The sequence below is a fragment of the Psychrobacter sp. CR212 genome, from assembly GCF_059693765.1.
Genome location: NZ_JCATIF010000005.1, coordinates 1 through 21395 on the forward strand (window position 1 = coordinate 1; position 21395 = coordinate 21395).

General features: G+C 42.9%; 13 protein-coding genes and 4 pseudogenes. 5 read left to right on the top strand and 12 right to left on the bottom strand.

The genetic code is table 11. The features are described from left to right. The 5 genes and pseudogenes from AC58CZ_RS09935 to AC58CZ_RS09955 all read right to left on the bottom strand — a co-directional run. Positions 1 to 245, bottom strand: a pseudogene (locus tag AC58CZ_RS09935) (signal peptidase II); the annotation flags it as partial. Positions 246 to 401: 156 nt separating this feature from the next. After that, positions 402 to 1052, bottom strand: coding sequence for an IS1595-like element ISPssp3 family transposase (locus AC58CZ_RS09940; RefSeq protein WP_186474408.1), 651 nt, complete (start codon positions 1050 to 1052; stop codon positions 402 to 404). A gap of 202 nt (positions 1053 to 1254) precedes the next feature. Next, complete coding sequence (locus AC58CZ_RS09945; protein ID WP_071001644.1) at positions 1255 to 1998, bottom strand: TorF family putative porin; 744 nt, start codon at positions 1996 to 1998, stop codon at positions 1255 to 1257. Between the two features lie 348 nt (positions 1999 to 2346). Continuing rightward, positions 2347 to 2574, bottom strand: a pseudogene (locus AC58CZ_RS09950) (threonine synthase); the annotation flags it as partial. Between the two features lie 53 nt (positions 2575 to 2627). Further along, positions 2628 to 3278 (bottom strand): IS1595-like element ISPssp3 family transposase, encoded by a 651-nt coding sequence (locus tag AC58CZ_RS09955; protein WP_497413148.1) that lies wholly within the window; start codon positions 3276 to 3278, stop codon positions 2628 to 2630. Positions 3279 to 3333: 55 nt separating this feature from the next. Between AC58CZ_RS09955 and AC58CZ_RS09960 the strand changes: the two are divergent. Together AC58CZ_RS09960 and dsbD are read left to right on the top strand one after the other, a co-directional pair. Continuing rightward, positions 3334 to 3537: pseudogene (locus tag AC58CZ_RS09960) on the top strand (transposase); the annotation flags it as partial. A gap of 113 nt (positions 3538 to 3650) precedes the next feature. Beyond that, the gene (dsbD, locus tag AC58CZ_RS09965; RefSeq protein ID WP_427648278.1) at positions 3651 to 5822 is read left to right on the top strand and encodes a protein-disulfide reductase DsbD; all 2172 of its coding nucleotides are present in this window, start codon (positions 3651 to 3653) and stop codon (positions 5820 to 5822) included. 205 nt (positions 5823 to 6027) lie between these two features. On the opposite strand, the pseudogene AC58CZ_RS09970 reads toward dsbD, so the two are convergent. Further along, positions 6028 to 6909 (bottom strand): annotated as a pseudogene (locus AC58CZ_RS09970) (IS982 family transposase). Positions 6910 to 7080: 171 nt separating this feature from the next. On the opposite strand from AC58CZ_RS09970, the gene AC58CZ_RS09975 reads away from it, so the two are divergent. From AC58CZ_RS09975 to AC58CZ_RS09985, 3 genes are all read left to right on the top strand, one after another. After that, positions 7081 to 7914 carry a cation efflux transmembrane domain-containing protein gene (locus AC58CZ_RS09975; RefSeq protein ID WP_186474716.1) on the top strand — a complete coding sequence of 278 codons (834 nt, stop codon included), beginning with the start codon at positions 7081 to 7083 and terminating at the stop codon, positions 7912 to 7914. Between the two features lie 621 nt (positions 7915 to 8535). Beyond that, positions 8536 to 9390: a 16S rRNA (adenine(1518)-N(6)/adenine(1519)-N(6))-dimethyltransferase RsmA gene (gene rsmA / locus AC58CZ_RS09980; RefSeq protein WP_071001639.1), complete on the top strand. Its 855-nt coding sequence runs from the start codon at positions 8536 to 8538 to the stop codon at positions 9388 to 9390. 51 nt (positions 9391 to 9441) lie between these two features. Beyond that, positions 9442 to 10278 carry a symmetrical bis(5'-nucleosyl)-tetraphosphatase gene (locus tag AC58CZ_RS09985; RefSeq protein ID WP_071001638.1) on the top strand — a complete coding sequence of 279 codons (837 nt, stop codon included), beginning with the start codon at positions 9442 to 9444 and terminating at the stop codon, positions 10276 to 10278. Positions 10279 to 10472: 194 nt separating this feature from the next. Here AC58CZ_RS09985 and AC58CZ_RS09990 read toward each other — a convergent pair whose 3' ends face one another. From AC58CZ_RS09990 to AC58CZ_RS10015, 6 genes are all read right to left on the bottom strand, one after another. After that, positions 10473 to 11108, bottom strand: a complete 636-nt coding sequence (locus tag AC58CZ_RS09990; RefSeq protein WP_071001637.1) for a BLUF domain-containing protein — start codon at positions 11106 to 11108, stop codon at positions 10473 to 10475. A 234-nt stretch (positions 11109 to 11342) separates the two neighbouring features. Next, on the bottom strand, positions 11343 to 13790 hold the full coding sequence (locus tag AC58CZ_RS09995; RefSeq protein WP_071001636.1) for a site-specific recombinase: 2448 nt from the start codon (positions 13788 to 13790) through the stop codon (positions 11343 to 11345). Positions 13791 to 14023: 233 nt separating this feature from the next. Then, positions 14024 to 15808 carry an acyl-CoA dehydrogenase C-terminal domain-containing protein gene (locus tag AC58CZ_RS10000; protein ID WP_212564468.1) on the bottom strand — a complete coding sequence of 595 codons (1785 nt, stop codon included), beginning with the start codon at positions 15806 to 15808 and terminating at the stop codon, positions 14024 to 14026. Positions 15809 to 16137: 329 nt separating this feature from the next. Continuing rightward, positions 16138 to 17931 carry an acyl-CoA dehydrogenase C-terminal domain-containing protein gene (locus AC58CZ_RS10005; protein WP_494224820.1) on the bottom strand — a complete coding sequence of 598 codons (1794 nt, stop codon included), beginning with the start codon at positions 17929 to 17931 and terminating at the stop codon, positions 16138 to 16140. A 494-nt stretch (positions 17932 to 18425) separates the two neighbouring features. Continuing rightward, positions 18426 to 20138 (bottom strand): EAL domain-containing protein, encoded by a 1713-nt coding sequence (locus tag AC58CZ_RS10010; protein WP_494224819.1) that lies wholly within the window; start codon positions 20136 to 20138, stop codon positions 18426 to 18428. A 160-nt stretch (positions 20139 to 20298) separates the two neighbouring features. Next, on the bottom strand, positions 20299 to 21165 hold the full coding sequence (locus AC58CZ_RS10015; RefSeq protein WP_494224818.1) for a 16S rRNA (uracil(1498)-N(3))-methyltransferase: 867 nt from the start codon (positions 21163 to 21165) through the stop codon (positions 20299 to 20301). Between the last annotated feature and the right edge of the window lie 230 nt (positions 21166 to 21395).

Genomic DNA, 21395 nt, shown 5'->3' on the forward strand with positions numbered 1-21395 from the left:
TACCAGATAAAAGCGCGACTGCCATTGGCAACCATTTTTGGCATTTTGTCCAACTTATCTTTAGGTGTTATTGAGTTGCCTGAAGTCACGTACATAGCTTTAGGCGTATGATTTATGGTTTTAGAGTCAATCGATTGATGAGTACTACTCACAGCTATAGGTACCTTCTTGTCAGCAATATTAGTACTAGCCGATTCAACGCTATTCAATTTAGTACTATCTAATCTGTCGGTAGATTCAGTCATAGTTGTTTCCTTTATCTATGTTTATACAATGAACAATGTTAAACGTATATGTTTTTGGTATACGATTATTAATCGCGCCACTTTCATAAACGGCTCCACTTACCGCTCTGGTATTATGAAACTTACGGTAATAATTTTTGGGGCTGTCCTAGATAACTAGTTCAAACCCTGTTTAACCCATTGTTTTAATTGTAGTAATTGCGACTTTGGGTCACTGTGATTAAAACGCCACTCACATTCCTTTAAATAGAAGTGAAAATGCTCTTTTGGGACCCCGTTAAACTTACGTAGATGCCGTTTAGCTTGGTTCCAGAAGTTCTCTATACCGTTAATATGATTCTTATCATTAACAAAGGTTTTGGAGTGGTTAATACGATAATGAGTAAACTCACTGACATCTAATGCGTTATAGCTTTTAAATGAGTCAGTATAAACAATGCTATCAGGCTTCACTTTTTCTCTTATAATGGGGATCAAAGTATCTGCTTTAGCATTGGGTATAATACAAGCGTAGACCTTGCCATTACGCTTTAATAGACCAAACACGGGCACTTTGCTACCAGCACCTCGCCCTCGCTTGCCTTTACGAGTGCCACCAAAGTATGATTCGTCTACTTCGATTTCGCCTTCAAATAGACCAGGGTCTTGACTATTCTCGTAAATAAGCAGTCTTAGCCTATGAAAGTAATAACTGGCTGTGGTTTTATTAACACCAACTAAGCTTGCTGCTGTTCTCGCGGTAGAACCGGCAACAAATAACTCGATGAGTCTGCTTTGTTTATACCAACTTAGTTTACTCTTTCTCATAGTGCTATCCTAAATAATTTTACTCATCTAGGACAGCCCCTTCTTTTTAATCTATTCAAACAATCTTTATTCGATATAAATATTAAGCATTTAACATGCCAAGACGTATTTAGAACCAATTCTCCATAAAAAAATCCTGCCTTGAAGTAAGACAGGATTTTTTTATCGCAAGGCTAATTTTCTAGCCTATGCTATTTACAACTTAGAATGCTTTAGTAATTGTAAATACAGCACCAGTCTCTACACCACGTTTGTACGGGTTGGTGTCGGCGTCAATATTTGTGCCGACAGCAGCAAGCTCAGCTGACAGGTCTTCAACAGAAGCAAAGCTGTAAGTCACACCAACTTTCCAGTCGATGTAGTTATCATCGCCACTAGCGTTATCACTGAAATCATAATCGTCAGCAGTGGTATAACCTAAGCTTGCTACACCACCGAAAGATGCGCTCAATGGCATGCTATAAGTCAGGTTTAAATACCATGCATCAGTATCTAAGCCAAAAAAATCATTAGTGAAATTCACGCTTGCAAGCAAACTGTCACCAACAGTGATGGTGTCTGCAAAACCTAGACGTGCATACAGCTCAAGCCAATTCAAATCAGAAGCACTTGGATAGCCGTAGTACCATAAACCGACATCTAAAACTGGTTTAGACGCCAAAGAGCCAAGTTCAGTGCTATAACCTACATATGGATCGAGCTCTAATGAGCTACCAAAGCCGACATTCGAGCCCCAGACACCTGCGTATAAGCCAGAGCTATGGGTTAATCCATAACCAACTTGAACGGCAGGGTCGCTTTCAGTTTGTGTCATACCACGATAGCGGTAATCTGAAGTCATTGCTGCAGTACCAGAGAATGATACATCGCTTTCAGCTGCCATAGTCAAGCCACTTGCACAAGTGAGTAAAGATGCAGCCACTAATGTAGAAAGTTTAAAGTTCATGTTGGTATTCCCCCAAGCTGTTTATTACAAATGTTCAAATCGAAATGATTTGACTCTGAACTTGTTATTGAAATAGCAAAGGGCGTGCCAACTTTATTAAGTTACTGTTTTATCTTATTTCTTTGCAATAAAACTGCAATAACTTACAAAACCAACTTTGAAGCATTATTGTATTGCACAAATATTGGGCGATTTATTGATTTTGCACCAAAACAAATCAAACTGTATCAAATTGTTTGTAAATAGGAATTATTCTTATACAGTTTATATTCTGCACGATGCAATAAAAAAAACCAACCGCAGTTGGTTGGCTTTTTAAGTATTTTCTTCTGAGCAAAGCATGAAAAATTATTTTTCCATATTTGATAGGATTGATGTTCTGACATCATCCAATGTGGCATTGATGGTGAGCATCACGGCATCGGCACATTGTTTGATCGCAGTGTCAGGATCTTTTAGACCATTACCCGTCACTGTGCAAACGATCACCGAACCTTCAGCGATTTTACCTGCTTTAATATCACGGATTGCACCGCCGATTGAAGCCGCCGATGCAGGCTCAACGAATACGCCTTTTACTTCTAATACTCTTGGATTAGGTTTGGTCATTTTGGGGCTGTCCTAGATAACTAGCTCAAACCCTGTTTAACCCATTGTTTTAATTGTAGTAATTGCGACTTTGGGTCACTGTGATTAAAACGCCACTCACATTCCTTTAAATAGAAGTGAAAATGCTCTTTTGGAACTCCGTTAAACTTACGTAGATGCCGTTTAGCTTGGTTCCAAAAGTTCTCTATACCATTAATGTGATTCTTGTCATTAACAAAGGTTTTGGAGTGGTTGATACGATAATGAGTAAACTCACTGACATCTAATGTGTTATAGCTTTTAAATGAGCCAGTATAAACAATGCTATCGGGCTTCACTTTTTCTCTTATAATGGGGATCAAAGTATCTGCTTTAGCATTGGGTATAATACAAGCGTAGACCTTGCCATTACGCTTTAATAGACCAAACACGGGCACTTTGCTACCAGCACCTCGCCCTCGCTTGCCTTTACGAGTGCCATCAAAGTATGATTCGTCTACTTCGATTTCGCCCTCAAATAGACCAGGGTCTTGACTATTCTCGTAAATAAGCAGTCTTAGCCTATGAAAGTAATAACTGGCTGTGGTTTTATTAACACCGACTAGGCTTGCTGCTGTTCTCGCGGTAGAACCGGCAACAAATAGCTCGATGAGTCTGTTTTGTTTATACCAACTTAGTTTACTCTTTCTCATAGTGCTATCCTAAATAATTTTACTTATCTAGGACAGCCCCTTACTTGAGCCTATGGATGAGGTACTACTCAATCATCGCTCTTTGGTTGAAACGGTGTTTGGGGAGCTTAAAAACTTGTGCCAAATCGAACACTCACGCCATCGTAGTGTCACGGGGTTTATCACAAACTTGCTGTCAGGTTTAATTGCTTATTGCTGGTTTCCCTATAAACCCACCATCAAAAATATGCCTCAGCAGGGACAGGTAGCAACATTGTAAATAGTGTCAATGAGTTACAATGTGGCTTATCCCGAACTGGGGTTGTAAATAGACAAGTCCATACAGACAGTGAATTGGTCAATTCGAATATTGGAAATAATAGGTAGCCCTTCATGTCCCTTAAGAGCGCAGAAAAGTCTCCGTCATTAACGCAAAATAAATCGTCGAAAAAATCTTATCTGTTGGCGTTCGCTTTCAGCGCGGGTTCATTATTGACAGGGCTAGCAGCGACTGGGCTGACGGCCGTGCCAGTGGCATCGCAAGCGGCAGGATTGGGCGATTTATTTAGCAGTGATAAAAGCGCGACCCAACCGAAATTTTTGCCCGTTAACGAAGCGTTTCAAGTTAGCAGCAGCAGCAAACCGACCAATAATGGCACGCGCTTAGCCATTAAATTTGACATTACGCCTGAGCACTATGTTTATAAAGACCAAATTAAGCTAACGCTGCCTGCAGGCGTGAGCGCCGCACCTTTTACCTTTAGCCAAAAGCCAGTCTCCATCGACGATCCAACTTTTGGGCAAGTATTGGTATTTGACCAAGCCAATATGGTTGCTACTACCATTTTGAGTAGTAGTAATGGCAAGGCGATAAATAATGCCGCCGTGACGATAGGTTGGCAAGGCTGTGCCAAAGCGGGTCTATGCTATCCACCGGAGAAAATAAAAACCACAGTCAATATTGCTGCTGCGTCACAATCGGCAGCCAATAGTTCAAGTAGCACTGCTACAGGTTCTGCGAGCAATAACAGCAATGCAGAAACTGCGCAAGCCTCTACAGATGGGACAGTTACCAATAGTCTTGCTACAGAGCAAACTACGCCAGATGACGAGGTGATTGATTACGCTTTGTTAGATGACGAAGCATTAGATGCAGAGCTTGGTGCGACCAATACCATCTCTGGTGCCGATGAAGAAGTGGTAGGCGATAATGTCACAAGTGAAGCAGCGAACAATGACGCTGTCATAAATAATGCTGCTGCAACGAACAATACCGTTGTTGGCGATAATGCGATTGATAGCGACCCTTTTGGCTTAGCCTCGCATCCGTGGTTGGCATTGGTGTTATTGTTCTTGGCAGGATTGGGCTTGGCATTGACACCATGCGTGTTACCGATGCTACCGATTGTTGCCAATATCGTCGCGCGTGAAGACAATCCAACGGTAAAACGCGGTGTTATTTTAACGACCAGCTACGCTATTGGTGTTGCCATCGCTTATGGTATTTTAGGCGCGGTCATTGCGGTATTTGGCGAATCGTTAGGCATTATCGGTTGGCTACAAAATCCGATTATTTTAATTGGGTTTGCCATCGTTTTTGTCTTATTAGCCCTTTATATGTTGGGCGTATTTAGCATTCGTCTGCCGAGATTTATCAGTAGTAAAATGCAGGGTCTAAGCCAAGCGGGGGATAGCAAGCTTGGTAGTACGGGCGGCAGTTTAATTGCGGGATTCTTATCGGCGCTCGTGGTATCGCCTTGTGTTTCGGCACCCTTATTTGGGGCGCTGCTTGCTGTATCAACGATTGGAAGTCCATTACTTGGCTTTGCGGCTTTATTTATGCTCGGTTTTGGTTTATCAGCGCCGCTTATTTTAATCGGCGCGACCCAAGGTAAAATCATGCCAAAAGCGGGTGAGTGGATGAACTGGGTCAAGCAGGGCTTTGCTTTGTTGCTTTTTGCCGTGGCATTGTTATTAATTGAACGCGTCTTTATCTCGCCTGTGATGCTGATGGTTTGGGCGCTGTGGTTTATGGTCGTGGCGATGTGGGCGTGGAGCTGGCTAGGCAAAGGTCGGATGCTGACCCAAGCGCTAGGCTTAATCGCTGGTATTTGGGCGACGTGTTTAATCGTCGGCGCCGCATTGGGCAATGACGACAGCTTGCATCCGCTTGCCTCCCTAACTGCGGTTCCGGTGCTGCAGACAACTGCTGGTCAACCAGCCACCAGTAATGCAACCGATAAGACGGTCACGACGCTGGCTGAGTTAGATGCCATTGTCGCCGCCAATCCTAAAGTGCTGGTCGATGTCACCGCCGAATGGTGTATTGCATGCCGGATTATGGAGAAAAACTTATTTCATAATCGCCCTGCGCAAATGCAAGATTGGCAATTGGTCAGACTTGATATCACGGAGACAACAGCGGATTCAAAAGCAATCTTAGCGCGTTATAAACTATTTGGTCCGCCAGCATTGCTGTATTATCAAGACGGGCAATTGGTCAATCAGCAAGTGGGTGAAATCGGGCGCGCAGCGTTTGAGCAAACCTTAACCGCGCTAAATTAATCGTTTAAATGTAGATAAATTCCACATCATTTCTACCCATTAAAAAGCCAACGTCCTTTGATAATAGGACGTTGGCTTTTTCAATCTTACTAAATAGCCTTTTTAATATAGACGCTAAATCCTTGGTTTAACGTTATTTATTACTATTCATTTAACTACTTAACCCCAGTTCGGGATAAGCCACATTGTAACTCATTGATACTATTTACAATGTTGCTACCTGTCCCTGCTGAGGCATATTTTTGATGGTGGGTTTATAGGGAAACCAGCAATAAGCAATTAAACCTGACAGCAAGTTTGTGATAAACCCCGTGACACTACGATGGCGTGAGTGTTCGATTTGGCACAAGTTTTTAAGCTCTCCAAACACCGTTTCAACCAAAGAGCGATGATTGAGTAGTGCCTCATCCATAGGCTCAAGTAATTGGGGTTTCATATTACGCCGAAGTTTGGTTATCAACGTGGTATCATTGTGTTTTGTGAGCCACTCGTTTAGGGCTTTACTGATATAGCCTCTATCCCCAAACACCTTGCCAAACACAGGCGTTGCCATATCCTTAACAGGCACTCTGTCATCCGTATTACCCGCAGTGACTTTAACAGATACAAGCTCGCCCTTATGATTGATAATGGCGTGTAGCTTAAAGCCATAGAACCAGCCCATGCTGCTTTTGCCTCGGGTTGCAAGTCCCTTAAAGACTTTATGACGGTAGATACGCTTGTTATGACAAACTGCTATCTTGGTTGAATCAATATAGCTGATACCCGTACAGTCGCCCATCATGCTTTGCAAGTAGCTGCACAGTGGCATGATACTGCGCGGCACAAGCTCTATAAATCGCGAGTAGCTCGGCAGATTTGGAAACGCCCGTTTCATCATGCCAAGCATATGGTGGTAGTAAAAAGACTTAAACTGTCGATACCGCAGTTGATGAAACAGTACCAAGATGGTCATCATTTCTGCTACACTTATCTGGCATGCTCTTAACCTTTGGTGTCCCGTTGCGATTAAATGAGCGTCAAACTCAGGTTTGAATTGCTAATAAAAGTCGTCAATATGGCAGTAGAGTTCGGTTAGGTTGTCCATGTAAGAAGTCCTTGTTGTGAAGTTTGTCTTGGTAAACTCACTTTAGCAACTTCGGACTTCTTTTTTTATCTTTTTTTTGAGCGCTTATCCCGAACTGGGGTTATTTATCAATTTCTCAGCCTGTTTTTTTCAGCCTACTTTTTGAACCACCACCCGGATATAAATGTAACTATGAATAAAACAACTTTTAAAATATCGAAGATGGACTGCCCTTCGGAGGAAAACCTAATCCGAATGAAATTAGAGGGCCACTCGAATATTGAACATCTTGAGTTCGACATTCCTAACCGTCAATTAACTGTGTTTCATCATGACAATATAGAAGGGATAGAGACTGCTATTCATGACCTAAAATTAGGAGACACCCTACTCTCGACCGAAACCATTGACCCCTCTGATCCCAACAATAATTTTAAAATTGATGCTGACTCTAGTCACAAAAAAGATGCTGAGCAAAGAAAGCTACTATGGATAGTGCTGGTCATTAACTTTGCTTTCTTTATTATTGAAATGAGCACGGGACTGATTTCTCGTTCGATGGGGTTGGTCGCCGACAGCTTAGATATGTTAGCAGATAGCTTCGTGTACGGAATTAGCTTATTTGCGGTCGGTGGAACGGTCATTAAGAAAAAACGGATTGCTAGAATTGCCGGATATTTTCAAATTACGCTAGCGATTCTTGGTTTTTTAGAAGTACTAAGACGTTTCTTTGGCAATGAGCAGTTACCTGACTTTTCTACCATGATAGTCATATCGATTCTTGCGCTAATTGCAAACTTGATTTGCCTCTATTTACTACAAAAATCGAAAAGCAAAGAAGAAGAAGCCCATATGCAAGCCAGTATGATTTTCACTTCAAACGATGTGATTATCAATTTAGGGGTAATTGTTGCAGGGATTTTGGTTAATTGGTTACACTCTAGTACGCCTGATTTGATTATTGGTAGCATCGTATTTGCTGTAGTTATTCAGGGCGCCTTTAGAATATTGAAGTTGAGTAAGTAGCCAAGCCTAATAACTGAAGCAAATAGCTCAAGTAAGTAGCTTAATTAAACCGCTAAGTGTAAAGTAACTGGGTTTGAAGCAAATAAACATCATAAGGATATGAGACCTCAAGCAATGATTGAACAAACTTTAAATCTAGTCACCACCAAAGACCATCAGCAAGTTGCCGTTTGGCGAATAATAGATGATGAAGTCTTTGATAAGAATCTGGGAGACCTTCCTAAATTTTGTGTAAGTATTTAATCTAAACGTCAGTTACACAGAATCTGGGATGGTCTCTTCAAGTCCTCACTAGCGCACCGATCATAGATAGAATATCTATGGTAAGTACATCATGAAGTACACTGTGGCTATCTCAGCAAGTTGAAACCTTAATACCATTAGCTCACAGCCAAGAGTTCAAGTCCTCATTAGGGTACCATCCTTATTCCCATTATGGGTCTTATGCTAGATGGTTCGAGAACAAAAAAGTGCCATGTCGGTTGTGATACATTTTAGATGACTTATAGATAAACTACCTCAAAAACACAGCCTAATTATGAGCTGTGTTATAATTTGCCATTATAACACCAGCACATTGCTATCATCTCTCATTTATCTTTTATCCATTAAGACTCTCTTATGTCCAACTCTACATTTGATGCTCAAGCCATTTCTAACAGTTTACGTACAGCCAAGCACCAACCGCGTAAGCGCTTTGGTCAAAACTTCTTGCATGATACCAGCGTCATTCGCGAAATCGTGGAAAGCATTCGTCTCGAGCGCGATGACAATTTGATTGAGATTGGGCCTGGTATGGGCGCATTGACCGAGCCTTTATTGGCAGAAGTAGATGCGATGACAGTCGTAGAGTTGGATCGCGATTTGGCAGACAGCTTGCGCATTCGTATTGGTGCCAATAGCCATCCAAATTTTACGATTATTAAAGATAACGCCATGCATGTGGACTATCGTGAGCTTTACAGCGAGGAGCGCGGTAAGCTACGTGTCGTCGGGAACTTACCATATAACATCTCAACGCCTATTTTGTTTCATTTGCTTGAGTTTGCTGATGTCATTCAAGACATGCACTTTATGCTACAAAAAGAAGTGGTTGAGCGCATCACAGCCGACGTTGGTAGCAAAACTTACGGTCGTCTGTCTGTGATTATGCAGTATTACTGTGATACAGATTATTTGCTGACTGTGCCTCGCGGCGCTTTTAATCCACCGCCCAAAGTCACCAGTGCCGTTTTTCGCCTAACGCCGCATATTGACAAACCGATAGTAGCAGAGGATGAAGAGTATTTTGCCATTGTGGTACGTGAGACCTTTAACCATCGTCGCAAGACGCTTCGCGCTATCTTCAAAAAATCAACCTTGCTGCCGACGCTGAGTGAGGATGATTTTGCCGCTTGCGGTATCGACCCACAGGCACGTCCTGAGACGTTGAGCGTTACAGATTTTGTCAATCTAAGCAATCAGGCTCGTCAATAGACGTTTAATGTAAATAATGACCAATTATTATATAAAAATCATAGAGGGATTATGAGTTTTCGCCATCAATATGTCATTGGTGACCTACAAGGTTGCCACGCGGCTTATCTACAATTACTAAAGACATTAGATTTTGATCCTAATCAAGACAAGTTATGGTTCGCCGGTGATTTGGTAGCGCGTGGTGAGGACTCATTAAATACCTTACGCGACGTCAAAGCGTTGTGTGAGCAGGGCGCTGCAGCAACGGTATTAGGCAATCATGATATCAATTTAATTGCAGTCTGGCGCGGCGCTGCAAAACTCAAGAGCAAAGACAAAACTGCGCCAATTTTTGCAGCGGATGACTGTGATGAATTGCTTGAGTGGTTACGCAGGCAGCCGATATTGGCGTATCCAGATGAGCATACGGTGTTGGTACATGCAGGGATTCCACCACATTGGAGTATTGAGGCAGCAGCAACATATGCAAAAGAGCTAGAATCGCAGCTGCAAGGGAGCTTAGAGCAGCTTGATGAACTACTGCCAAATCTCTATAGTAAAAAAGCCGATAAATGGCATTCAGGTATTGAAGGCTTTACCAGAATGCGAGCAATTGCCAATTACTTTACTCGTATGCGCCTGTGTCAGCAGGATGGTTTGCTTGAGTTTGATTTTAATGCTGGGCTAGATGAGCCTATGCCAACCGATTTTTTACCATGGTTTGAGTGGCAAGTACCGCGCACGCGTAAGATACTATTTGGTCATTGGGCCGCGCTACAAGGCGAGATTGATTTACCACATGCGCGTGCACTCGATGGTGGGTGTGTATGGGGCAACTGTCTGTTGGCGTATCGTCTCAGCGACGGCAAGGTAATAGCCTCAAGTGCACAGTGCCCGAGTTCATAACGTAGGCTACAAATACCCGGACTACAAATACCTTAGTATAAAAGCCTAAATAATCTTTTTAAATAGGTCCGCAAAAGCCGTCTGTTTCAAGTGGGCTATTGATTAATTAACAGCCCTGTTTTGATGGTTCTACTGAGATATACTCAGATGATTGAGTTATGCTCAAATGATTCATAAGGTGTCTAACTGAGTCATTAAGGAATAACGTCGTACCTGAATAATAGGACAGCGGCGGTTGACGCGACCAGTAGCCCAAGAAATATAAATAATAAGATATTATCTTGAGTTAACTTTTCTTCAAGCTCAGAGTAACCTAAGTCATCAAAGGTGATGTAGTTTGTGTCATGACTGATGTTAGAGTATTCGAACTTCCTCACACATTCAATAAAGTATTCAATAAACCAGTATGGCCAGTGTTCTGGTTTGAATGGTGAGATCTCTCCTAACTGCGCATGATCAGACAGTCTATGCCAATTGCTGGCGCTTAAGTTAAGACTGTGCATACGCCAATCTTCAAAGCGGCATTGACTGACCTGCTCAACAGCAACGACGTCTACTTTTTTATGGTTCCTATCTTTAAATATTCTTTGCATAAGAGAAAATACAACGTCTTTTGCGCCTTCTAAGCATTGAAGGAAGCTTTTTTCATCATTGCATAGAAAACCTGCAATTTTATTATTTTTATTGTAGACATGCGAGTGTCTTTGGATATGCTCAAATACAGATCTATCGGTGGTATTAACTCTACTAACATAGATGAGTCTTACAAGGGAGGTTGATGCAACGTCCTTCATAGATTCTTCCAGTTTGCTATGGCTGGCTATATTCATTCTTGTCCTTGTTTAGTGATCTATCCCAATATCTTATTGAGCCCGCTCTTCATTATTTTAGATGATTTTTGAATCCTAAGTTTGTTGAGCTGTGCGAGAGTTTTGCTTCTACGTCCATATTTTCAAGATTAAGGGGTAAAAGCTTTAGCTAAGTTGTGTGAGTGTTTCAGGCCTTGTACCAAATAGTTTTAATCTCAATAATTCACCAAGCATAAAGCCGCCCAAGCGAGCCTTTTAATCAGGCAGCTTTGGCGGCTTTTTAGGTTTTGGCAAAGGTGTTTTGGCATCGACAGTAGACTTGCCGTCAGCATCCGCATGATTTGACTTGTGACCAACAGTATCCTCATTATCGATGGTATTGAGCGTCTTGGTGACTTTGTCATATTGGATATCGTCGGTATAAGGCGTGCTATTTAGCTCTTCATCTGCCAGACCATCATCAAGATTGACAACCTTCTTAGGAGAGTTGTGAGGTTGGGTGTGATCGCCTTGTGGTTGACTGTCATAGTATATGTCTGTACTCGCTTCCGCGTTTTGCGCTACTGCTTGCTTAGACTCGGGTAATATTCTGACATCAGACAATCGGCGTACCACATAATTGCTTGGTATGGCTTTTCCATTTTTTTGTGCTGAAGTGTCATCAAATATCATGTGACCTTGACTATCGATTCGTGCATATTTCATTGGCTTGTCGCGTGGCCAGAAAAAGTCAGAAGGATGGCTAATGATATGTCCAAAAACTAGCTTTGTGAGACGACTCCATTCAAAGAAACGCACTTCTTTTGAACGTAAAGCAACAAATAACGCCAGCGAAAAACTGACTATCAAGTTGACCATACCAATAAGCGCCACACCCAATATAGAAATCAGAATGAGGCTCCAGCTGATGTCATCAGCAGATATATTGAACAATCCGTGTGCCAAGTTCGCTGATGCAAAAGCAATGTGGCGAATATCAATTGGTAAGCCGAATATGTAGCCGATGGTTGCTGTACTACCTAAGAAAACCCCGAATAAAAAGTTACCCATGATAGCGCCCAAGTTCGCTTCTATAAAGCCGCCTAAGCGCTTAAGCCATGATACAGGCAGTATATATTGTAGTAGTTTATGGCGTTGAATACGCGCACCTACTTTGTTATAGACCGCTAAATTGTCGTAATAACCGGCGATCAAACCCGCTAAGAACAAATATACGCCAGCGATAGCCGCATGAGGAAGCGCTAATGAGTGAAATGGATCCAAGTCATGGAGTAGATGACCTGCTTTTTCGGTACCAATCATCGGTGCGCCTGTGTACTGTAACCAAGCAAAAGAGATGATAAGTGCAACGGGTATCGCTAACATAACGTTGCCCATGATAGCGATGAACTGAGTACGTAAAATATCAACGACCAACTCTGATAGCTTATTTAGCTGATGAGACTTCTTGCCAGAGCCTTCAGATATAGTAGAAGCAATAGCAGCAGCGGTCATGGCTGGTTGCTTGGTAGCGACCGTTCCGCGAATCACGTGAATGAACACAAAGCCCAAGCCATAAATCATACTGTTAATAAATGCTCGACCCATCGGTGCGAGCGCCAATTGGTAAGCCAGTATTTTTATGGTGGCCATAAAGGCAATGACAAAACCGCCAATAGAGGCCTTTTTGAGCATCTTTTGATAGCCAGTCTTATCGGTGCTGATATAGTGTTCACCCACGCGACTGGCATTTTCAGTGACTTTACGTGACAGCAGTTTTGTGTTGTTATCAATCAAATGGCCAATGCTATAGCGGCGATTGGTAGTGGTGATCAGGGTCTGGATCAACTCAATGACGGCGCGATCTCTTCTTTGATTGTCGTCTGTGACAAGTTCTGTCAAGATACGCATGCGCTGCAAGCTTTGATCTAAGCGCAGCATCATATTGGTCAAACGAATAGAAATACCTGTTTTGTAGATCCGTTTGCGGATAGTCGCAACGATATCTTCGCATTGCTCAATCATAACCAGCAATGGCGCTGGATCAACGGCTTGCTCTGGGGTAATGTCGGTTAAGGTATCAAGCTCGTGCGCTTGTCTATATTGATTAACAAAGAGCACCGCTTCTTGGTTTTGAGCAACAAAAGAAGCAGAGTAGTTGAGCATCTGCGGATAAGAATCCATCAAATCAGGATGTAAGCCAAGACCGCTGATGCGATAAGACAAAATAATAATCGCATTCAAAATACTGTTTTTTGCCGTGGCAACCAAGTCTAGGTGTTTTTCTTCCACCCTCAGAAGCTGCACGAGTTCGTCCCATTTTTTTGTCTCAATATTGGCAAGCCAGCGCTCATCAGTACGCTTATCAAACAAGTAACCAACCAGTTCAACGACGGAGTCATCTTGAGGGAGTATCGGCAAAAACCGATGTCCGACCAATCGTCTTAAGCTATTAAAGAATCCTTGATCCGACATAATACCTGTATCGGTATATAGCGAGATTTGACGATATTGGATAATCAATTTCAGGACAAAGCTAGAGAGTCCATCGCCGTATTCTGGATGTTGATGGAGAATATCAATAAGGGTTTGAATGTTTTGGTTGGCTAAAGCAGGTTCTTTGTCGCTGACTCGTAGTTCATCGATCAAGCGTTTGAGCACCGCAGGATCGGGCACATCACTTAGGGCTGTAATCTGTTGTAATATGCGTTTTAATTCTGACACGTCGCACCCTTTATTGTGGTTGTTTCAATCGTTTTTATTATTTAACACTGTGCATGATATTGTTAGGAATCATGGCTTTTTATGGCACTTAAGTGACACCTTATCTTGCGCTATTTTAATCGTAACCACGCATCGATAGTGAATTATTTTGTTAGCAGTTATTTTGCCAAAAAAAAGGACAGTCATTGAACTGTCCTTTTTTCATGGTTTTATCGGGTCTTCATAATGAGCATTTAGCTGGCTGGTACATCAAAGTAGTCAAGATCAAAGTTCATCATCGGGTCACTACCAGCTTTGACCATCTGTGCATGCGCATTGATACGTGGCAAGATACGGCCAACGAAATAATCAGCAAGCTTGGCTTTGTTGGTGTAGAACTCACCCTCTTTGCCATTGGCGGCCTCGACCATCAACGCAAACATGTATGAGTAAGCAAGGTAGCCAAACGCATGCATGTAGTCAACCGCGCAGCCATTGATTTCGTTTTTGCGTTCGCCAATATTGTTCAGCACCGTTGTGGTGAGCTCTTCAATCGTATCCGCTGCATCTAAAGTAGCTTGTTTGATACCATGATCCGCTTGCATATTGTTAACAAAATCACGAATCTCACCCAAGAAATGGGTGACATATTTGCCGTTATTTTTTGCCACTTTACGGCCTAACAGATCAAGTGCCTGAATACCGTTGGTGCCTTCATAAATCTGCGCAATACGAGTATCACGAACGATTTGCTCCATACCCCATTCGCGGATATAACCATGACCGCCAAATACTTGCTGGCAATCAACCGTGGCTTCTAGTGCTTTGTCGGTTAAGAAGGCTTTGGCAACTGGCGTCAGTAGGGCAACGCGCGCCGCCGCGGCTTGAGCGGCCTCTGGGTCAGTACTAAACTTTTCTTCGTCAAGGTTTTTGGCGACATACATGGCAAAGCAGCGTGACGCTTCGGTGTTGGCTTTGGCATTTAGCAGCATGCGGCGCACATCAGCATGGTGGATGATGGCATCGGCAGGTTTTTCTGGGCTTTGGATTTGAGTGTCACTGCGACCCTGACCACGGTCATTGGCGTATAATGCTGCGTTTTGATAAGCCAGCTCAGAGCCACCAAGACCTTGCAGACCCATGGTCACACGCTCATAGTTCATCATAATAAACATAGAAGATAATCCGGTGTTTTCTGCGCCAACCATCCAGCCTTTGGCGTTATCAAAGTTCATCACGCAAGTGGCAGACGCTTTGATACCCATTTTGTGCTCGATAGAGCCAACCGCCAAGGTGTTGCGCTCGCCCAAGCTACCATCTTCATTGACCAAGAATTTTGGCACGACAAACAATGAAATGCCTTTTGAGCCTTCTGGCGCATTGGGGGTTTTTGCCAATACCAAATGAATGATATTGTCAGTGAGGTCATGCTCACCACCAGTGATAAAGATTTTGGTACCAGAGATATTATAGCTACCATCATCGTTTGGCACGGCTTTGGTTTTGATGATACCGAGGTCAGTACCCGCATGCGGCTCTGTCAAGCACATGGTACCAGACCATTCACCGTTATACATTTTTTCTAAGTAAGTCTGTTTTTGTTCTTCAGAGGCAGCGGCATTCAGACACAGCGTTGCACCGACGGTTAGGTTAGGGTATAGGGCAAACGATTGGTTGGCCGTAAAAACCATCTCTTCGGTGAGCATGGTAACCATTTTCGGGAAGCCTTGACCGCCGTATTCAGCGTTACCGCTTAAGCCAACCCAGCCTGATTCAGCATACTGTTTGTACGCGTCTTTAAAACCTGTTGGCGTAGTAACAACGCCGTCACCCTCAAAGGTTGCACCTTCTTCGTCACCGCTACGGTTGATAGGCAACAAAACGTTTTTTGACAGTTTTGCCATTTCTTCTAAAATCATATCGACGGTTTCGGTATCGACATGAGCTAGGTTTTCGTTATTTTGCCAAAATTGTGGCGCTTTAAATACATCATTTAATATAAAACGCATGTCATTAAGAGGGGCGTTATAAACAGCCATAAACATTCCTTTGGTTTAAATAGATAAAATTGGAGTTGTTAAGATTATCAACTGTTCTCTTGATGTAACCTTAGCGATTCATGTTCAAAGTTTAACAAATAAGCTTGTAGGCGGGTGTATTTCTTCGTGAATTGTGCGTGCACCAAAAGTTAGCAGCCACTATTGCAGTCATTGAGTAGGTTTTGGACAGAGCAACTACTTATAAAAAGCACGCGACTGGTTGCTATCAACGATCATAATCAGCATAGTAAGACCCATACCAAAAAAATCGGCAACACAGCTTGGTATGTTGCCGATAAAAATACGATATGAGAGGGATTTGGGGCTAATTAAAAAGCAAACTGGTCTACATCCATGCTCATGTATGGCTCAACGCCTGTGCTGATACGCTGTACATAGGTCGTGGTGCGTGGTAGTAGTTTAGTGAAATAGAACTGAGCCGTTTTAACCTTGGCATCATAGAATGCTTTTTCACCAGTGCCGTCGGCAATAGCGGTTTGAGCAACCAATGCCATACGCGCCCATAAATAAGCCAAAGTTACATAACCACTAAAGTACATGTAATCAACCGCGGCAGCGCCAACAGCGTCTGGGTTTTCAGTGGCTTGCATCCCAATACGTGATGTTAGATCACCCCATTCTTTGACATGTTTGGCAAGTGGGCGGATGAACTGACCCATCTCGTCATTTTCTTTGTTCTCTTCACAGAATGTGTGGATAATTTTGACAAAGTTTGCAAGCAGTTTGCCTTGCGAGCCCAGCACTTTACGGCCGAGTAGGTCGAGTGCTTGGATTTCTGTGGTGCCTTCGTAGAGGCAAGCGATACGCGTGTCACGGACGTTTTGCTCCATGCCCCACTCACTGATAAAGCCGTGACCGCCATAGACCTGTACGCCGTGATTGGCCGCTTCGAGCCCCGTTTCAGTCAAGAACGCTTTAGCAATTGGTGTCAATAGTGACAGCATTTGGTCAGCAAATTTAAGATCATCGCCTTCGCCTTTGGCAACGGTATCGGCAAAGTGTGAGAGGTAATAAACCAATGCGCGACCGCCTTCAGCAAAGGCTTTTTCGGTCAACAGCATGTTGCGAACGGCTGGATGAACGATGATTGGGTCAGCGACTTTTTCTGGCGCTTTGGCACCTGATAGTGAGCGCATCGCTAAGCGGTCTTTTGCGTAAGTCAATGAGCCTTGGAACGCATATTCTGCAGCAGTCAAGCCTTGAACTGCTGTACCGATACGAGCGACGTTCATAAAGGTAAACATGCACTGTAGACCGCGGTTTTCTGGGCCAATCAAGTAGCCTTTTGCACCATCAAAGTTCATCACGCAAGTCGCTGACGCTTTGATACCCATTTTGTGCTCAATAGAGCCACAGACGACGTTGTTGTTTTCGCCAAGGCTGTTGTCTTCATTGACCAACACTTTAGGTACGATAAACAGTGAGATGCCTTTGGTGCCAGCAGGCGCGCCTGGTAGACGGGCTAGAACGATATGAATGATGTTGTCGGTGAGGTCGTGCTCGCCTGCTGAGATGAAGATTTTTTGACCGGTGATGCTATAAGTACCGTCATCATTTGGCTCAGCTTTGGTACGGATAATACCCAAGTCAGAACCCGCATGGGCTTCTGTCAAGCACATGGTGCCTGACCATTCGCCGGTGACCATTTTTTCTAGGTAAGTTTGTTTTTGCTCATCAGTGCCATGATGCTCGATGGTTTGAATTGCGCCATGCGATAGGCCAGGATACATAGAAAATGACCAGTTAGCCGTACCGACCATCTCATTGATGACCGTTGATAGTGAGAACGGCATGTTTTGACCACCAAACTCTTCTTCAGCAGATAAAGCAGGGAAGCCAAGCTCACAGTACTGCTTATAAGCTTCTTTAAAGCCTTTTGGCGTGGTGACCTTACCATTGTCAAACTTACAGCCTTCTGCATCGCCGCTTTGATTCAGTGGTGACAACTCGTTTTCAGCAAAGCTTGCCGCCATTTCAAATAGGCTGTCCATTAGCTCGCGGTCAGCTTCTTGGAACGCTGGTAATGTTTTATAATGGCTTTCACTATCGAGTAGCTCATGCATCACGAATTGAATATCACGTAAGGGCGCTTTGTATTGCATAACTTCCTGTCCTTTTTAGAATGTAACCGATCATAGCCCACAATGAGCATATGGTCGCACTATCCTCTAGTGCGTTATTCTTACCTAGCCAGTCTGGAAATCTAAATAAATGATAAACAGTGAAGCAGGTCAACCATGCTATCGATTACATAAAATAGTGTTGAAAAGAGTGGTGATTGTCAGAGTCAAAGAAAGATTAAATGTCCTCTAACAAATTCACTATAAAAGATAGGCTTTCATTAGCGATTATACAAGTTTGGTGAAAGCACTGATAAGTCATGAACCTGTCTTGCATCGATTGTGCAATCAACGTTAGGCCTCAATCTGAATCATTAATAACCCTATGAAACATTGACCGATATACAACAGGACAGATCAAAGATTCAGAGTTGTATCAGCCAATTTTCATCATAAAAATAACGTTCACATAAAGAAAAACCGCTTTAGAGTCAAAGGCGCCAATAAGCGGTTTTATGATACCCAGAAAACAAGAGCTATTCGGTGGCATACTGTTTGACCAGCATTTCAGTGGCCACATCAGCGGGTACAGGTTTGCCAAACCAATAGCCTTGTCCGTTTTTGCAACCCATGTTCAGCAACACATCGCGCTGCTGTTCAGTTTCTATACCTTCTGCCACCACATGCATGTCTAGAGCATCTGCCAAGTCTAGAATGGCTTTTACAATGGCATGCTGAGTACGGTCGGTATCAATTTTTGAGATAAAACTTTTATCAATTTTGATAAAGTCAAAGGGGTAGTCTTGCAGATAACTCAAGGATGCATAGCCCGTACCAAAATCATCTAAGGCAAGACGGACGCCCAATTCTTTGAGAGAGTTGAGTTGTTTTCTGACATCATCATGGCGCTGAATCAAAGAGGATTCGGTCACTTCGATATGCAACTGACACGCCGCAATATTGTGCTGTACCAATAGGCCGCTCACCATGTCAAAAAATTCAGGATGACTAAATTCGGCCGCATCGGCATTGATACAGATATGCTGACAAAACCCTTGCTGTTGCCATTCAGATAACTGCTTGGCAATCTTGTTAGCCATCTGTGAAAACAGCTCAAACGAGAGCTTATGGGTCAAAATAGCATCGATAAAATGTTTTGGTTTTAGTAGACCGCGAGTGGGATGTTGCCAGCGAACTAGTGCTTCAAACCCTGTGATAATCCCCGTATCCAATAAGAATTTTGGTTGATAATACGGTATGAACTGTCCTTCAGCCGATGCTGCTCTCAGATCGGCTTCTAACTGTAGGCTGCCTGAAGTGGCTTTTTCAATCGTTTTGTCATACCAACGGATATCATCGCCGCCGTGTTGTTTGACATACTGTAAGGCTTTTTCTGCTTTGCTCAACAATCCTGTTACCTGAGCATCATTTTTGGGAAAGTAACTGACGCCTACAGAAATATGGCAGTAGATATTTGCATCTGTAGCCGCGTTTCCATTCATTGTGAAGGGTATCTCGCACATTTGCATGAGCGTATCTAGCTGATGACGTACCATATTGCCATCTTGACACTCAAACAATAAAGCAAAGTCATCCCCGCCAAAGTGGGAAAAGCAGCGTAAATGCTCTAAATGGAGCTCTTTGATACGTTTCACAAACTTCTGTATTAAAGTGTTTATTCCCTCAGACCCCAGCAAGCTTGCCAGATTGCGATAGCGGTCTATATTGAGACGTACAATCACGACTTCTTGATAGGTGTCTAATAAAACGTCACTGGCCTGACTCAAAAACACTTTGCGATTGGGCAATCCAGTCAGTTGATCGTAGTTGAGTAAATGAGCAACCTGCTTTTGATCTTTAACGACGGCAGACATGTCGCGTAGCATACCTACATGAAATACCGTTTGGTCGATACAAATTTTACGATAGGTGATTTGGCAATCGATCGTCTCACCATAGCGATTGGCCATGGAAAAATCCAACTCGTAGAAACCTGACTCTCTTAAATTATCCTTAATCTCTTTTAGGATAAGCTGCTCTTCTTCTGACAAAAATTCAGCCGCGTAAATACCGAGTGGACGACCGACCAAAAAGGATTCTTTATAGCCAATCATAAGCTCATAGCTGGCATTGACAGATAGATAGCGTAAATTGCTGTCTAATACAAAAACAGCATCTTCGATCTGCTCACACAGTTGGGCCATGAGTCGCTGTTTAATCGATACTGGAATGGGGTCAAAGTTGCTCATAATAATGTTTCACAAAAAATAAAGGCTTATAAAAAATAAGTACTGTGATTCAATTTACTAAATTAGAACTAAGATCACTTTTGATTCTACACAATATAAAACAAAAGTTCTATTTTAAAGTGTCTATAAATGATAGTAAATCTCATTAATGATACTGATTTTAACCATACAAAGCGAGTAAAGTAGTCAATGCAACCACGGATGCTGTCTCTGTACGTAATACCCTACTGCCAATTTGCCAAGGCATAAAACCTACAGATTCGGCCTTTTGACACTCATCGTCACTGAGACCTCCTTCAGGACCAATCAATAGTTCAATATAGGGAGACTCTTGCTTGAGAACTGAGGCCAGTTTCTCGGGTTTTGCAGGTTGTCCTGCTGCTGGCACACTCATCTGCATACGTAGATTTGCAGCGCTACGTAGCACTTGATAATAAGTGTCTTGGCTGAGTATAGAGACGATAGGACTGACCATTGTTGCTGTATTCAAGGCATCAGACGCAGGTTGATTCAGCCATTCATTGATAGATAGTGGGGCAAGTATCAGAGGTGGGCGATTCAGGCCGCATTGCTCGCATGCTGCTATAGCGACTTGTTGCCAGTGAGCCAGTTTTTTCTCGATTTGTGCAGGTTTTAGGTTGACCTCGCCATGATGACTACTAAGTAGCTGTATGGCAGTCACACCAAGCTCGGTTGCTTTTTGTACCGCATAATCCATACGCTCGCCGCGACTCATTACTAAGCCGATTTTACTAATAATAGGCGCCGTACGATCATCCTTTAGATGAGTGAGGAGGGTAGCCGTCGCGTTTTTTTTACTGATTGCTTTTAGCTCTACCTTATATTCACCACCAAATCCATCGAACAAGATACCTTGATCACCGATATTCGCACGCAGCACTCGGCACCAATGATGGACGATGCTGTCTGGCAACTCAACATGGCTCCCTAGAGGTAGGTCACCCAGCTTAGGTAAAGGCATAGCATCAGTATTGTCGTTATTAATGGCATAAAAAAAACGTCGCACTTGGTCTTATTCCTATTATTTGATTGTGAGCAGTTATTATTGACCCAGTAGAATATCACTTGATGCCACGAAAGGCATTCCTTTTATGATAATTACTGCTAGATAACAGCGCTCAACGGATAAACGACATTATCATATAGTAAGAAAAATTTAAGAAATACATTAAGATGAAATGTGTTTTTTGATACATGAATGTCCAGTAGATAAAATTTTCCAATAAAAAAACTGGC

What these genes read in the sequence shown, in the direction of transcription:
- AC58CZ_RS09940 (WP_186474408.1), bottom strand. Translation starts at nt 1,052, where the DNA reads ATGAGAAAGAGTAAACTAAGTTGGTATAAACAAAGCAGACTCATCGAG.
- AC58CZ_RS09945 (WP_071001644.1), bottom strand. Translation starts at nt 1,998, where the DNA reads ATGAACTTTAAACTTTCTACATTAGTGGCTGCATCTTTACTCACTTGT.
- AC58CZ_RS09955 (WP_497413148.1), bottom strand. Translation starts at nt 3,278, where the DNA reads ATGAGAAAGAGTAAACTAAGTTGGTATAAACAAAACAGACTCATCGAG.
- dsbD (WP_427648278.1), top strand. Translation starts at nt 3,651, where the DNA reads ATGTCCCTTAAGAGCGCAGAAAAGTCTCCGTCATTAACGCAAAATAAA.
- AC58CZ_RS09975 (WP_186474716.1), top strand. Translation starts at nt 7,081, where the DNA reads ATGAATAAAACAACTTTTAAAATATCGAAGATGGACTGCCCTTCGGAG.
- rsmA (WP_071001639.1), top strand. Translation starts at nt 8,536, where the DNA reads ATGTCCAACTCTACATTTGATGCTCAAGCCATTTCTAACAGTTTACGT.
- AC58CZ_RS09985 (WP_071001638.1), top strand. Translation starts at nt 9,442, where the DNA reads ATGAGTTTTCGCCATCAATATGTCATTGGTGACCTACAAGGTTGCCAC.
- AC58CZ_RS09990 (WP_071001637.1), bottom strand. Translation starts at nt 11,108, where the DNA reads ATGAATATAGCCAGCCATAGCAAACTGGAAGAATCTATGAAGGACGTT.
- AC58CZ_RS10000 (WP_212564468.1), bottom strand. Translation starts at nt 15,808, where the DNA reads ATGGCTGTTTATAACGCCCCTCTTAATGACATGCGTTTTATATTAAAT.
- AC58CZ_RS10005 (WP_494224820.1), bottom strand. Translation starts at nt 17,931, where the DNA reads ATGCAATACAAAGCGCCCTTACGTGATATTCAATTCGTGATGCATGAG.
- AC58CZ_RS10010 (WP_494224819.1), bottom strand. Translation starts at nt 20,138, where the DNA reads ATGAGCAACTTTGACCCCATTCCAGTATCGATTAAACAGCGACTCATG.